This is a genomic window from Ureibacillus massiliensis 4400831 = CIP 108448 = CCUG 49529 (assembly GCF_000772965.1).
GTDB classification, from domain to species: domain Bacteria; phylum Bacillota; class Bacilli; order Bacillales_A; family Planococcaceae; genus Ureibacillus; species Ureibacillus massiliensis.
The window spans coordinates 1-13,977 of sequence record NZ_JPVQ01000063.1; the positions used below are offsets into that span (position 1 = coordinate 1).

A 13,977-nucleotide genomic window follows, 5' to 3' on the forward strand; every position below is an offset into this window, starting at 1 on the left:
TATTAGATACAAAAGAATGGCTAGAAAATAGTCAGCTTTAAGTGGCTCAGTTTTTAATTAATAAATGGCTCAATTTTCACTTGCGAAATACAAACGAGAGTCTCTATTTAGGGATTCTCGTTTTTTTTATCTATTTTCTAAAAATGAAAGCTTGAACAATTATTATATAGCGAGTTGGTAGAAAAATTATTAGTTAATTACCGTAAATCAATGAACTTTGAAGAAATGAAAATAGAGAAATATAAAAAGAAATGGTCTAAATTCAAATTTTGAAAATAAATTGATTGTATATAATGTTACAAACAACGTTGAAATCCGTGCATCAAGATATGATGTTGTTGTTCAATTTTTTCAGTTCAAACTAGGTACTCTGTGATACCTAAAGGAAATGAGTTGAAAGTTTATCTAACGATTTAAGTTTGAAGAATCAAATTTATTATTTGGAGGGTGAATCATTATTAAACCAAAAGTAATCATTTATAAGAAGGTTGATCGAAAAGTAATAGACTTTGTTCAAGAAACTTGTGATGTGACTTATTTTGAGAATCTCGACTCGGATACTTATCCTGAATTTCTTCATAGCTTAAAAGATGCTCATGGTATATTAGGATCGTTATTGAAAGTGGACAAGACCTTATTAGATCAGGCGCCTCAATTAAAAGTAGTGAGCAACATTTCAGTTGGTTATGACAATCTCAATTTACCGGAACTATCAGAACGAAGAATATTAGCAACAAACACCCCTGAGCTTTTGAATGAGACTGTCGCAGATACTGTTATGGGTTTAATGTTATCAACAGCTAGAAGGATACCAGAACTAGATCATTGGGTAAAAACAGGTCAGTGGAAATCAAACCTAGAATCGCAGTGGTTCGGAGTAGATGTTCATCATAAAGTGTTAGGAATTATAGGACTGGGAGGAATTGGAGCAGCGGTCGCGCAAAGGGCTAATTTAGGGTTTGGCATGGATATTCTTTATCACAATCGTTCAAGGAATGAAGATGCTGAACAAAAGTATGGTGCAACTTATTGTTCTATGGATGAACTGCTTGAGAAATCCGATTTTGTATGTTTAATGACACCCCATACACCAGAGACTGAGAAAATGATGGGGAAAAGAGAATTTGAAATGATGAAAAATTCGGCTATCTTTATTAATTGTTCAAGAGGTAAAACGGTAGATGAAGAAGCATTAATTCACGCACTTCAAGCAGGGGAAATTGCTGGTGCAGGACTTGATGTCTTTACTATGGAACCAATCGAAATGGATAATCCGTTGTTATATATGAAGAATGTTGTTACTACACCCCATATCGGTTCTGCTACACATGAAACACGATTTAAAATGGCGATGTTAGCTGCAGAGAATCTGGTTTCTGGTTTAATGGGGGAAATTCCGCCAAATCTAATTAAGGCAAGGTAGTAGGGAACTTTATTTCATAAACTTTTAGATACTTAAAAAGATATTGGATTGAGTAGTATTCTTTTTAAATTTTTATAGAAATTTATTTAAAGAAGGGGAATCTCTTGATTTTCCTTCTTTTCTTATTAATTTTTATCTTTCATCTTGCGAGAAGAGTATTAATAATAACTTGATTTTTACTCACCATTCATAATCCATTAGGAAGGATCTTTCCTAAACGAATTATCATTCGAAATAACGAAATTTTTATGAATTTATTTGAATATCTGATATATCACATTTCATATATTACGGAAATGGGGTGGCGAGAAATGATAACGCTTACCTAATTAACCTATTGAATCAAGATGAATGAAGGAAATACAGTTTATTTCATCCCGATTCTATTGTTATAGACCATATTTTGAAAATGTAAGAGGGAGGATCAAACTAAAGAAATTACAAGTATCGAGTATTTCTTCTATTCAAAGAGATATTCAGTTGTATGAGACAGTGTTTAGATGGTGAGTGCTTTGATTTTTCATATTTTTATTAATGAAATTGAAGAATACTATAATTAAAAGCTTGGAGGGAAATGATGGAGTTACAAAAGGAAACCATTCAATCTAATGAAAGTTTTATACAAAAGATATGGGGTAATCTAAAAGTATATGGACCGGGAATAATTATGATACTCACCATGATGGGGGCAGGTGACCTTATTACTGCATCTGTATCTGGTGCAAACTATGGATACAATCTAATGTGGCTTCTCGTATTGTCTCTTTTAATAAGGTTTGTAATTTGTAATATTATGGGTCGTTTTCAGATATATAATAATGAAGGTATGACAATTTTAGAAGGCTATGCACGTCTGCATAAGTTTTTCCCTTTCTTTTTTGGAATTGCGTCTCTATTTATAGGACATTTAATTGTAGCTCAAATGATAAAAGGATCAGGAATAGCTCTAAATTGGATGTTTGGATTTGGAAGCGATTTCATATGGTCAGTAATTGTTGTTTTAGTCAGCTTATTGATTATGGGAAGAAATGTATATAAAAAACTAGAGTGGGTAATGAAAGGGCTATTAGCCATATTAACGGTATCATTTATAGGATTGGCAGTATATAGCAAACCTGATGTCGTAGGTATTCTAAAGGGGACGGTAGGTTTCGGATTGCCAGACGATACAGGTGCTTATAGTGTAATTCTTGTTGGGGTTTCATTAGTAGGTGCAGTAGCTGGTTCTCTTACTAATCTGATTTATCCTTATTTTTTACAGGATAAAGGATGGATTAAGCCAATGCACAAACGAATTCAACGAAATGATTTACTGTTCGGATTTATAGCAGCGATTGTACTTACATTAGCCATTTGGATAATTGGAGCAGAAATCTTACGTCCTAACAATATTCAAGTTGAGACCATAGATGATATTTCCCTTGCTCTTGCCATATATATGGGTGAGTTAGGATCTTGGATTTTTTATCTTGGCGTTTTTGCAATTCTTTATAGTAGTGTGATAGGAACAGCAATTGGCTATGCAAAAGTGATTACAGATTGTTATTACAAAGTGACTAATAAAGTGTTAACAAAAGAACAAAAAATAGAGGGAGATTCAAAGTTTAAGTGGATCAGTTTATTTCTCCTAATTTCCCCAGTTATCTGGTCTGTACCTGGGTCTACTGGATTTGTAGCTCTCACTCTATTTACGAATGCACTAAATATCGTAGCTTTACCAGCAATAGCGGTTGGTCTTCTCATCATTTCTAATCAGAAGAAATATTTAGGTAAACATACAAACAATTGGTTTGAAAATATTATGCTAGTAGGGACGACAATATTAGCTATTTGGGGATCTTATCAATTACTAATAAGTTTCTTCTCTTGATTGTTAATCTATTAAAATAATAATATTCAAAAAGGAGAACAGCTACAATGAATGAAGAGATTATAACAAGGATAAGTATGCAATCACGGTCTGTTCGAGAGTTGATATATGAAGAAATGAAAGAAGCAATATTGAATAAAAAGTACGAAGCTGGGACTCATTTAAGGGAGAGGGAACTTGCAAAAGAATTTAATGTAAGTACAACACCTGTCAAAGAGGCTTTAAGGCAGCTTGAAAAGGATGGTTTAGTAGTAACACAAGCAAGAAAGGGTTCATATGTATCCACAAACTTTATGAACTCAGTGGAAGAAATTAGATGGGCTAGGGCAGCACTAGAGGGAGTTGCGGCACGTTTAGCTGCTAATAAAAGAACGGATGAAGAAATAGCAAAGCTTGAGTCTATTTTAATGAAAATGAAATTCTATACAAATGAAAAAAATAGTAAAATGCTAGAAAAATATAATAGTAAATTCCATGATTTTATCATACAAATTGCAAAGAATAATTACATCTCCAACCAAATAGAAGCTGTATGTTCCTTTGATAAATTTATTAGAAAAAATGTATTGTCTGATGTAGAGGAACACGAAAGGGCTTTTAAAGAGCATTCTACAATTTTCGAGAAGATAAAAGAGAAAGATGCTGTAGGAGCGGAAGATGTTATGCGAAATCATATTAACCGTTCTACAAATTTAACGTTAAACAAAAACAATAGTAAATAAATCCATTTTGGTGGAGAATAATAAAATGATTAACAAATTTTGCCGCCTTTAGATTAAGTAAAGGTGGCTTTTTTCATAACGTTCTAAGAAGATCTATTTGATGTTATCGATAAATGCGCCATTATTTATCTGAATAGTTGTGAAATTTTAGGATACTATCATTGGAGGAAATTCTATTAATATCTGATATATCAAATATCATATATTTAAAGATATACATTTAAAAAGCTTCAGAATAACAAAGAAAGGATGGGGATTTGTTTAAAAATAAATTAAAGGCGACATTTAATGGTAATTCACTAGAAACAGCTTTTGGAGTATTTATTGGTTTTCCGAGTACACAGCTAGTTGAAATGGCTGGATACAATGGATTTGATGTAATTGTCATTGATAATGAGCATGGTATGCTTTCAGCCGAAAACATTGAACATATGGTTATTGCCTCTGAAAATGTTGGTGTTACTCCATTGGTACGCGTTAGTTCAAGTAGTTCAAGTGAGATTTTAAAAGTTATGGATAGAGGGGCACATGGTGTTCACGTTCCTCAAGTTGAAGAAAAAGAACAGGTTAAACAAATTGTTGATGCGGTCAAATATCCTCCAATAGGAAAAAGAGGAGCTGCATTTTCAATGAGGGCAGCTCAATATGGCATAGTGCCGATACATGAATATTTGGAACATGCTAATCAACAAAGTTTAATTTGTATTCACATTGAATCTAGTAAAGCAATGGAAAACCTTGAGGAAATTTTAAGTGTTGAAGGAATTGACATGGTTTATATTGGTCCTACTGACTTATCTGTTTCCTTAGGATTTGGAGGTAGAATCGATCATCCTGAAGTATTAAAAAGTATTGATAAAATCTACGAAACGGCTAGAAAATATGGAGTAAAAGTCGGGATTCATACGAAAGATAAAGCTGGGGCAAAAGCACGAAAAGAATGGGGTGCAGATTATGTATGCTTAACTATAACCTCCCTAATTAACCATTCTTTCAAGGAGTATATAACAGAAGTGAAAAGTGAATCGGGAATAAGTTTGTAAATCAAATTAAAAAGGAGAGAAAATCAATGGGTCACTCTAATGTTAGTGAGAGGTTTTCTACTATTTCAGCAATTAATATTGTCCCATTTAAAAATGAAACAAGGGAAATCGATTGGAAAGGATTAGAAAAGAATATCCAATTTCTATTAAAAAATAAACTAGAAGTAATCGTGCCAAATGGAAATACAGGCGAATTCTATTCTTTAACCTTGGAGGAAGCCAGTAGCATTACAAAAGAAGTAGTTCGCCTAGTGGATGGAAGAGCTACTGTTGTAGCAGGTGTTGGCTATGCAGTGGATACAGCAATTGAAATGGGAAAAGTAGCACAAAAAGTTGGCGCTAACTGCGCTATGATTCATCAACCGATACATCCTTATGTTACAGAAAAAGGTGCAATAGAATATTTCAGAAATATCATTGAAGCACTAGATATACCGTCAATTATATATTTTAAAGATCCTAATTTAAGTGATAATGTTTTAAAGGAATTGGCACCTATGGAGAAACTAGTAGGTGTAAAATACGCAATTAATGATTTACCGAGGTTTGCAAAACTTGTTAGGGAAGTGCCTAAAAAACACAATATCGCCTGGATTTGCGGTACTGCTGAAAAATGGGCGCCATTTTTCTTTAATGCTGGTGCAGTAGGATTTACTTCTGGACTAGTGAATCTTTATCCAGAAAAATCATTTGAATTGTTAACAGCATTACAAGAAGATAACAAGGAGATCATCTGGAAAGCTTGGTCAGAATTATTACCATTTGAAACTCTTAGAGCAAAAAATAATAACGGTAATAATGTAGTGGTGATTAAAGAAGCTATGGAACTACTAGGTTTAACAGCCGGTATCACGAGAGAACCAGTTGCTCCTTTAGAAGAGAACGACAAAAAAGAGTTATCCGCTATTCTCAAGTCATGGAATTTAACTTCAGAAAGTTTAGAAGTTTAATAAGTTCATTCCGTAATGCTAGTCTTCTTTCTACGTGTTTTAAATGAATGTAGACAGGCTGGGACATAAATAAAATTTTAAATTTATTTCTTATTTAAAGTTGTAATTATTTGCTATGACCATTTGTTGCTTGGAACGCAGGCGGCGACTCCTGCGGGAGCAAAGAGAGCAGTTCGAGACCCCACAGAGCGAAGCTCAAGGAGGCTCAAAGCTCGCCCTGGATGCGCGTCCGCCGAAGTGGAAAGCAACATAATGCTAAAAGCAAAAATCTGCTAATCAGTTTGTACCTGAATAGCAGATTTCTCACTTTTGTCTCAGCCTCATATACTTGATGATATTGCCCTAATTATCCGAAGCTGTTATCCTCTTTTGCCATTTGAAATTGTAATTTATATGGTCATAAAGGGAATCAGAAACAATATGCAAATGTTTAAAAACACCTGTGACTATATATTAAATTTTTAAATCTTCCTATTCAAACAAGCTTTATTTAAGAAAGAAGGAATAAGCAATGTTAAATAGTTTCAATAAACGGCTTCAAGCATTGATTCCTATTTTGACACCTCTAAGTCTGATTATAGGTGTATTGTTTCAAAATATTGGTGTACATCTTTTATTTTTAGTTCCTTTGTTATTTGCATTTATGACCTTTAGCAGTAGTTTGAGTATGAACTTTAAAGATGTTAAAGGTTTTTCAAAATACCCAACGATTATTTTGTTTAGCATTGCTTTTTTACATATCATCATGCCCATTTGGGCGTATTTTTTATCTACTGTCATTTTTAATGATGAATTACTAACAATTGGCTATGTTATATCTGCTTCAGTACCAACTGCAATTACAAGTGTAGTTTGGGTAAGTATTAGTCGGGGGAATCTCCCTTTATGTTTATCAATTATTTTGATTGATTCGCTGCTATCTCCATTAATTATGCCAGCTTTACTACATATAGCAGTTGGAAAAACCATCGAAATTGATACATTATCACTAATATTAGATTTATTATGGATGATTGTAATACCTTCTTTATTAGGGATATCTTTAAATCAACTAACAAAAGGTAATATCCAGGAGACACTTGGCAACAAACTTGCTCCATTCTCGAAGCTGTGTATATTTGGGGTTATTATGATTAACAGTAGCGCCATCGCGCCTTACGTGAAACATATTACGTGGGAACTAGCGGGTGTTATTATTGTTGTATTTTTCATTGCTGTATCTGGCTATGTAATTGCTTTAGTTATTGGGCATTTCCTATTGAAGGATATAAGTATTATAAAAGCTTTTGTTTTTATCGGAGGAATGAGAAATACAGCAATTGGCGTCATCGTGGCGACTACTTATTTCCCTGCAAAAGTAGCTATGCCAGTTGTATTCGGCATGCTATTTCAACAAGTATTAGCTTCATTGTTTAATAAAGTCTTAGAAAAATACGAACAAAAGTATAATCAAAATTATGAAACAACATCAATATAATTTAATATAAATGAAATTGAAAGTTGAAATCAAAAATGAATTTAAAAAGGGGAGGAGTGGTTTTATGCACTTTGATATGAAAGAAGCGATAGAGGTGCTAGAACGTACACCACAAACGTTGGAGTATTTTTTATCTGGTCTATCGGAAGGATGGCTACGCTGTAATGAAGGAGAAGATACTTGGAAGGCTATTGAAGTGATTGAACACCTCATCGAGGGAGAGAAAAATAATTGGATCCCAAGGTTAGATTTTATTCTTCAGGAAGGTGGCAATAGACCATTCCCACCATTTGATCGATATTCCCACTTGCAAGATAGGTCTCAAATGTCGATTGACCAAAAGTTGCAGGAATTTAAAACAATAAGAATGAAAAATATCAATAAACTAAAGTCTCTAATTGAACCTGACTTGCATCTCGAGTTGGAGGGTTCGCACCCTTAATTTGGACCAGTTAAAATAAGAGAGTTGCTTTCGACTTGGGTTGTTCATGATCTAACACACATTGCCCAAATTGTAAGAGTAATGGCTGAGAGATACAGAGCGGATGTGGGTCCTTGGAAAGAATATTTAGGAATTTTGAAAAAGCATGGGAATAGACAATAGGCGTTATTAGTAAATGGGAGATATTAAATAAAAACTATCAAGAGTACTATAAAACGAAATATGAGTGGTTACAAAATCTATTATTATATTCAATTAAAATGGCAACCTAACTTCAAAAATCCACAATAATGAACTTTTCTATAGGGCACATTAAGAATTCAACTAAAGGCGCTTTCCATAAGGAAAGGGCTTTTGATTTAAGGGGCAATTTGAATAGTATAAAAGAGTAAACAGGTGGTCTGTATTACTCTTTTTTTATTGTGGAGGAAAGTTAAACAATATTTATTTTTAATGTGTTTCTGGTTGTAAAGAATTACCCTTTAACTAAAGGGAGAGTCATGTTGTAAAGGGATTCAAAAATATTTAGAGAATCTACATCTATTCTTTGATATTTTTGTACGATTGTACTAAAATAAAACTATGAGTATAAAAAATAAACCAACTAACCAAAAAGAATTGTCATTTATCGAAAAAGCGCGCAGATCTCAAATTGTTGAATATGCAATAGAAACCATCGCAGAACTTGGCTATTCTCAAGCCTCTTTAGGACAAATTGCAAAACGTGCAAAAGTTAGTAAGGGGGTTATATCATATCATTTTGCAAATAAAGAGGAATTATTGGAGCAAATAGCTATTGAATACTATTTGGCTTGGCAAGCCTATACTACTCCCCTAATAGAAGCTCAAAAATCGCCTAAAGAAATGCTTCGGGTTTATATTGAATCCAATCTTAAATTCGTTTATAAAAATCAAAAACATGTTTTCGCTGTGATAGAATTGGGTTCCAATTTGAGAACTGCTGACGGGAAACTACGATTTGCAAAAGAGCATGATGAAACAGTTTTACTACCAATTGAAAATATCCTCACACTCGGAATGCAAGAAGGAATTTTCCGAGAATTTACCAAACAATCAGCAAGGGTTATGGCATTAACAATAAGAAATGCTATTGATGGATTTACCATTGAATTAATGAGAAATTCCCAGTTTGATGTTCAGGAATATTCTAACGAGCTTGTTACTATCTTCGAGAGGGCAACTAAAAAGTAATGTATCAGTAGGGGGAGAACTATGTTTTACTATGAGATAGTTTGTAGTAGTTGTAGACAAAAATTCAGACTGTGCGAGGGTTCATTAAAATATAAACTATTCAAGGAAAGAACGAATAAGATTTTTCGTTGCGAAGCGTGTGACTCTAAAATACGAATGGATGCAATAAAAAATTTCTTATCATACTTCAACTAATCATGTGTTAACAAGTAGAGGGTGAACATGTTAGTTGTCGGAATCTAATCCCACGAGGGCTTACGTTCTAACCCGGCGACTATCAATCTATAAATTGAGTAAAAAATAGTCAACCAGATTTCTCTGGCTGACCTTATAATACGAACGAGGGCTTTAGCAATATTCCAGAAAAGGGTGCATTTCCAGAGGATGGAACTGCGTTTTTTTTTTACAGAAAGAGGAAGGTTAGTTGGATAACTACTTGAGGAATTTTGAATAATTATTACTTTGCAACCTGGTAATATGTGTAAACGTCCATTCTAGAAAGGAGCTGAGATGCTGAAATGATGCAAAAGATTAACATTTGGGCGTTTATCTTTTCAATAATCTGTATTTTTTTGTTTATATTAGATAATTCTTGGGGACCGATAGCTTCTGCCGTTTAGGGGATACATTCTTTAAATGTACTGTTATATATTACATTAATAATTTTCTTTTTAGGGTTAATAGGTTTTGCAGGTGTTGAGGATTGGAAAGGGTTGGCTAGGAGTATAGCTACTGTAATACTTACTTTAGTATTATCAACGTTTTTTGTCTATCGTTATTTTCTTTGGAATGTTATTTAGCTAAAATTTTGTCTAATTAAATAACGATCTTCCACAATTAGGCGCATTTTAAACGAAGGCATTTATTTGAGAAAGTTAATTATCGTCCCAATTGCTTAATAATGAAGGTTTTACTTTATTTGTATCAGTTACCTTTTCTGAAAAAGCAAATACTAACGCAGTAAATGTTTTAAAAACCCACTAGAAGAATGGTATAAATACATAAAATTATTCTGGAACAACTGCTGAAAATATTATTATTTAAATCCTTATGTGTTATTCTTACCCGTTTCTATAAAGTTATTGTACAAGGAGTGATTAAATTAAGTGGAAGATAAAATAGTTGTTAATAAGATAACAAAACTTTTGGCCACTGTAATGATCGTACTCGGGATTTTGATAACCTTAACTCCATTATGTTTATTTGGTTACTACAACTACAATGTATATACTTTAAAAAAAGAAACGTATGGTTATTTATCTAATAGGGGTTATGAAGAGAATGAAATAAAGAAAATTGAAGTTGTTAATGTAAAGGGACCTCTATTATCATCGATGGTAGAATTTGTTGATGAACCCAATGTGGTTTATTGGTACGACAAAAAAGATGGAGAAATTGTACAAATTGGTATTTATGAATCAAATGATGATTATGAAACAAAGTTCAAGCATGTTGAATAATAATCCTTATTTAAGCTAACGGGAGGGTTAAATAAATAACTATTCATTTTAGAAACGTGTCTTTTTATAAAAAGGGGGAAGGTTTCATGCTTTTAGGTTTGATGCATGGTATAGCGATACTTTATTACTGGACTTGGTTTATTTGGCCCTTCATCTTTATTTTTTCACTGGTTTATGCGATTACGTCTTTAGTAAAGGATGAAAATGCGTCAATGCAACCTATTTTAGTAGCTTCTATCTCATTGTTAATTATTTTGGCTGGAATTACTGCACCTTCGATGTCACTCTAGTCCTAGATGTGCTTTTTTAATAAGATAACAGTTTAAAATAACCTCGACAGGGCGTGATTCTCCAGCAAGAATTATGCCTTTATTTTATGCGATTCATCTCATCTCCCAATTCTTAAAGAATTTCTAAGTTAGGTATAGATAATAAAATTACATTATTAAAGTATCAATAGTTCGATTCTAATATGAGTTTCTTCTTATTATAACTTTTCCTAGTAAAAAAGAGGCAAATAGAAAAAACCGTCCAATTTTCTGAACGGAGTGATTTTAATTACGTTGCTACATGATTAATTTAAATTGCTGTTTTAACACCAAAACCTACTAAAATTAAGCCAGTTGATTTTTGAAATACTTTCTGGAATTTGGAGTTATTCAACCATTTTTTTGCGTAATCAATTACATAAACAAGAGTTAGAAACCACAATACAGCAAATACAGTAAGGATTGATGCTAACATAATTAATTGCTGATTCACATTTTCGTTTAAATCGATAAATTGTGGCATGACAGTTATATAAACCAAAACAGTCTTTGGATTAAGAACATTACTAAGTAAGGCTTGTATAAAGGATTCTTTATTATGCTTATTTGAAGAATTGGTAGGTGTATTGGCTTGTGCTTGAATCACTTCTAAAGAAAGCACACTTTTAGCAAAGAAACTTTTTATACCTAAATAAATTAAATAAGCAGCTCCCAAATATTTTATTGTACTAAATAGAATTACAGAATTTGCAATAACAACAGATAATCCAAGAATCGCAATAAGAGTCCAAAATGAAAGTCCACTTGCCATTCCGAGAACTGTATAAAATCCTGCTTTGGGACCATAGCTTAGTGTATTTTTCACTAGAAGCATTGTATCTGCTCCTGGTATAACAACCATCATTGCAGCAATTAAAATATAAGATAATAATCCATCCATATTATTCGTTCCTTTCCTTTGCCGATAGTGGTTACTAAAGTAACTACTTATTAAAGTATATAGAATCATTTGGAAATTTACAACAAATTTTGTTAAAATACTAGTTACTAAGATAGCAACTAGTATTGAGATGGAGGGTTTATGAAAGAAAATATTTTAGAAATACTGAAAAATTTACATTTTACTGAATATGAAGCGAAAGCATATCTTGCTTTGTTGAAAGAATCTCCTTTAAGCGGCTATGCAGTAGCGAAAAACTCTGGTGTACCACGATCAAGAATTTATGAAGTTCTGGATAATCTAGTAATACGAGGGGATATTCTCGTTAGTCCTGGAAACACCCCACAATATACAGCCGTTCCTTCAAAGGAGTTAATTAAAAGTCGCCGTAAGAAAGCAGAAGAAAACTTCGAACTGGCAGAAAAATCTTTAGAGAAGTTTGAAGGTTCTAGCAATGACCGTGAAAATATTTGGAATATCACGGGACAAACTGAAATACTAGAAAAAGTAAAAGCTTGTATTTTTACTGCAAAAAAAAGAATTCTATTAGAGATCTGGAAAGATGAATATGAAGAGTTAAAGTCTGAACTTAAACAAGCAGCAGATAGAGGAGTAAATGTAACCATTATTGCTTATGGAGAAATTGTCTCTGATTTTGCTAATGTCTATCATCATTATATGGGAAACAAAATAACAGAAGAGTATGGGGGAAGATGGATTGTTATTAGTGGAGATGATTCAGAGGTAGTAGCAGGCATCGTCTCGTTAGGTAATGATAGCCGTGCAGCGTGGACAATGCATGTAGGGTTAGTAATGCCAATAACAGAAGTCATGATTCACGATTTGTATCTTATAGAAATAATGGAAAAACATAAGGAACTTTTAGAGGGTAGTTTTGGAAAAAATCTCGTAAATTTGCGACGTAAATTTTCTATCCATCCAGATTTTAAAAAACATTACGTGGACTAACTATCTATTATTGTAGAATTGTTTATTAATGTAAGGAACTATGCAATAAAAGAATATACTGTTTTTGTGCAAAATCAGTCTTTCGTTAAAAATCAATCGGTTGAAAACAAATTATATGAGATATTGAAATCTTTAAATGATTATTTTTATGAAAATGAGTTAGGAAACTTCATAAATAGATATTTTATTTTACCTCCTGAACAATTTAAAGAGCAATTAGTTCAACTTTGTGTAGAAAGTGATAAAGAAATAGAGAAAGTACTATTGAAAATTTTAAGTCCTGAGGCGGATAAATTTATATCAATAGACTTAATCGTAGCATCTTTTTTCTGTCACCTAGATGGAATGTTCCTCTATATGGCTAATTACTCTAGAGAGCATTACGAAAAAAGACTAGAAGAAATCTGGCAAGTATTCTGGCGAGGGATACAAAAGTAATTTTGAATTTATGTCAGCGGAAAAGTAAAGATACAAGATAAAATACATGAGGCCATTGAGATTGTGAGTACATCTGAAAGAAGAACAAGTATGTCCATTTTACTATATATACAGTAGTGGATAGGGGGTGACGAGATGAATATTAGATTATACAAAAAAACAGAAGTTAATAAATTAGTAGAAATATGGTACGAAGGTTCTTTAATAGCTCACGACTTTATTAGTAAAGATTATTGGAAATCAAAGAAAATTGAAATGAAAGAAATGTATCTTCCGATGTCCGAAACTTATGTTATAAGCAATGACAACGATGTTGTGGGCTTCGTATCAATGGTAGATAATTATTTGGCTGCATTATTTATTGATGTTAAGCATCAAGGTGAAGGAAACGGAAAGAGATTGTTGAATTTTATAAAAAAAACGAAGGGAAAAATACAATTAAAGGTGTATAAGAAAAATAACAAAGCCGTTAACTTTTATTTGGGAAATGGTTTTGTAATAAAAGAAGAATCTATAGATGACCAGACCGCAGAAAAAGAGCTTTTAATGGAATGGGAAAATGGATCTAGACAGTGACAATTGGGCGTGTGAGAGATAATAAATTGATATAAAAATAGTTTTATTATTATTCCTCTTACTTCGTTCACAAGATCTAAAAAACAATAAAAATAATAATTGAAATTAAAATAAAAAACACCGAAACCCTGTACTAACTGTTTATTGCAAAATAAAAGTGCAGACTAGTGCAAAGAATTTGTACAG

The 13,977-nt window shown here is 32.6% G+C and carries 13 protein-coding genes and 1 pseudogene; 13 read left to right on the forward strand and 1 reads right to left on the reverse strand.

The annotated features are described in order from the left end of the window. Positions 1 to 457: 457 nt before the first annotated feature. From CD30_RS17710 to CD30_RS17755, 10 genes and pseudogenes are all read left to right on the forward strand, one after another. On the forward strand, positions 458 to 1,423 hold the full coding sequence (locus CD30_RS17710) for a 2-hydroxyacid dehydrogenase (RefSeq protein ID WP_036179981.1): 966 nt from the start codon (positions 458 to 460) through the stop codon (positions 1,421 to 1,423). 577 nt (positions 1,424 to 2,000) lie between these two features. Continuing rightward, on the forward strand, positions 2,001 to 3,293 hold the full coding sequence (locus CD30_RS17715) for an Nramp family divalent metal transporter (protein WP_036179982.1): 1,293 nt from the start codon (positions 2,001 to 2,003) through the stop codon (positions 3,291 to 3,293). Between the two features lie 47 nt (positions 3,294 to 3,340). Continuing rightward, positions 3,341 to 4,015, forward strand: coding sequence for a GntR family transcriptional regulator (locus CD30_RS17720; protein ID WP_036179983.1), 675 nt, complete (start codon positions 3,341 to 3,343; stop codon positions 4,013 to 4,015). Positions 4,016 to 4,272: 257 nt separating this feature from the next. Beyond that, entirely contained in the window at positions 4,273 to 5,058 is a 786-nt protein-coding gene (locus tag CD30_RS17725) for an HpcH/HpaI aldolase family protein (RefSeq protein ID WP_036179985.1), read from the forward strand. Positions 5,059 to 5,084: 26 nt separating this feature from the next. Then, entirely contained in the window at positions 5,085 to 6,008 is a 924-nt protein-coding gene (locus CD30_RS17730) for a dihydrodipicolinate synthase family protein (RefSeq protein WP_036179988.1), read from the forward strand. 511 nt (positions 6,009 to 6,519) lie between these two features. Beyond that, positions 6,520 to 7,485 carry a bile acid:sodium symporter family protein gene (locus tag CD30_RS17735; RefSeq protein ID WP_036179989.1) on the forward strand — a complete coding sequence of 322 codons (966 nt, stop codon included), beginning with the start codon at positions 6,520 to 6,522 and terminating at the stop codon, positions 7,483 to 7,485. 64 nt (positions 7,486 to 7,549) lie between these two features. Beyond that, a pseudogene (locus CD30_RS17740) lies at positions 7,550 to 8,089 on the forward strand (DinB family protein). Between the two features lie 420 nt (positions 8,090 to 8,509). Next, on the forward strand, positions 8,510 to 9,139 hold the full coding sequence (locus CD30_RS17745; protein WP_036179992.1) for a TetR/AcrR family transcriptional regulator: 630 nt from the start codon (positions 8,510 to 8,512) through the stop codon (positions 9,137 to 9,139). Between the two features lie 1,106 nt (positions 9,140 to 10,245). Then, on the forward strand, positions 10,246 to 10,599 hold the full coding sequence (locus CD30_RS17750) for a DUF3139 domain-containing protein (protein ID WP_036179995.1): 354 nt from the start codon (positions 10,246 to 10,248) through the stop codon (positions 10,597 to 10,599). A gap of 86 nt (positions 10,600 to 10,685) precedes the next feature. Beyond that, positions 10,686 to 10,889: a hypothetical protein gene (locus tag CD30_RS17755; protein WP_036179997.1), complete on the forward strand. Its 204-nt coding sequence runs from the start codon at positions 10,686 to 10,688 to the stop codon at positions 10,887 to 10,889. Between the two features lie 289 nt (positions 10,890 to 11,178). On the opposite strand, the gene CD30_RS17760 is transcribed toward CD30_RS17755, so the two are convergent. After that, entirely contained in the window at positions 11,179 to 11,808 is a 630-nt protein-coding gene (locus CD30_RS17760) for a homoserine/threonine efflux transporter (RefSeq protein WP_036180000.1), read from the reverse strand. A 141-nt stretch (positions 11,809 to 11,949) separates the two neighbouring features. On the opposite strand from CD30_RS17760, the gene CD30_RS17765 reads away from it, so the two are divergent. The 3 genes from CD30_RS17765 to CD30_RS17775 all read left to right on the forward strand — a co-directional run bounded on the left by CD30_RS17765 (position 11,950) and on the right by CD30_RS17775 (position 13,791). Beyond that, positions 11,950 to 12,777, forward strand: a complete 828-nt coding sequence (locus CD30_RS17765; protein WP_036180003.1) for a TrmB family transcriptional regulator — start codon at positions 11,950 to 11,952, stop codon at positions 12,775 to 12,777. A gap of 66 nt (positions 12,778 to 12,843) precedes the next feature. Then, positions 12,844 to 13,215, forward strand: coding sequence for a hypothetical protein (locus tag CD30_RS17770; RefSeq protein WP_141096074.1), 372 nt, complete (start codon positions 12,844 to 12,846; stop codon positions 13,213 to 13,215). Positions 13,216 to 13,350: 135 nt separating this feature from the next. Continuing rightward, a complete protein-coding gene (locus CD30_RS17775; protein WP_036180008.1) occupies positions 13,351 to 13,791 on the forward strand; it encodes a GNAT family N-acetyltransferase in 441 nt (146 codons plus the stop codon). Positions 13,792 to 13,977: the final 186 nt, after the last annotated feature.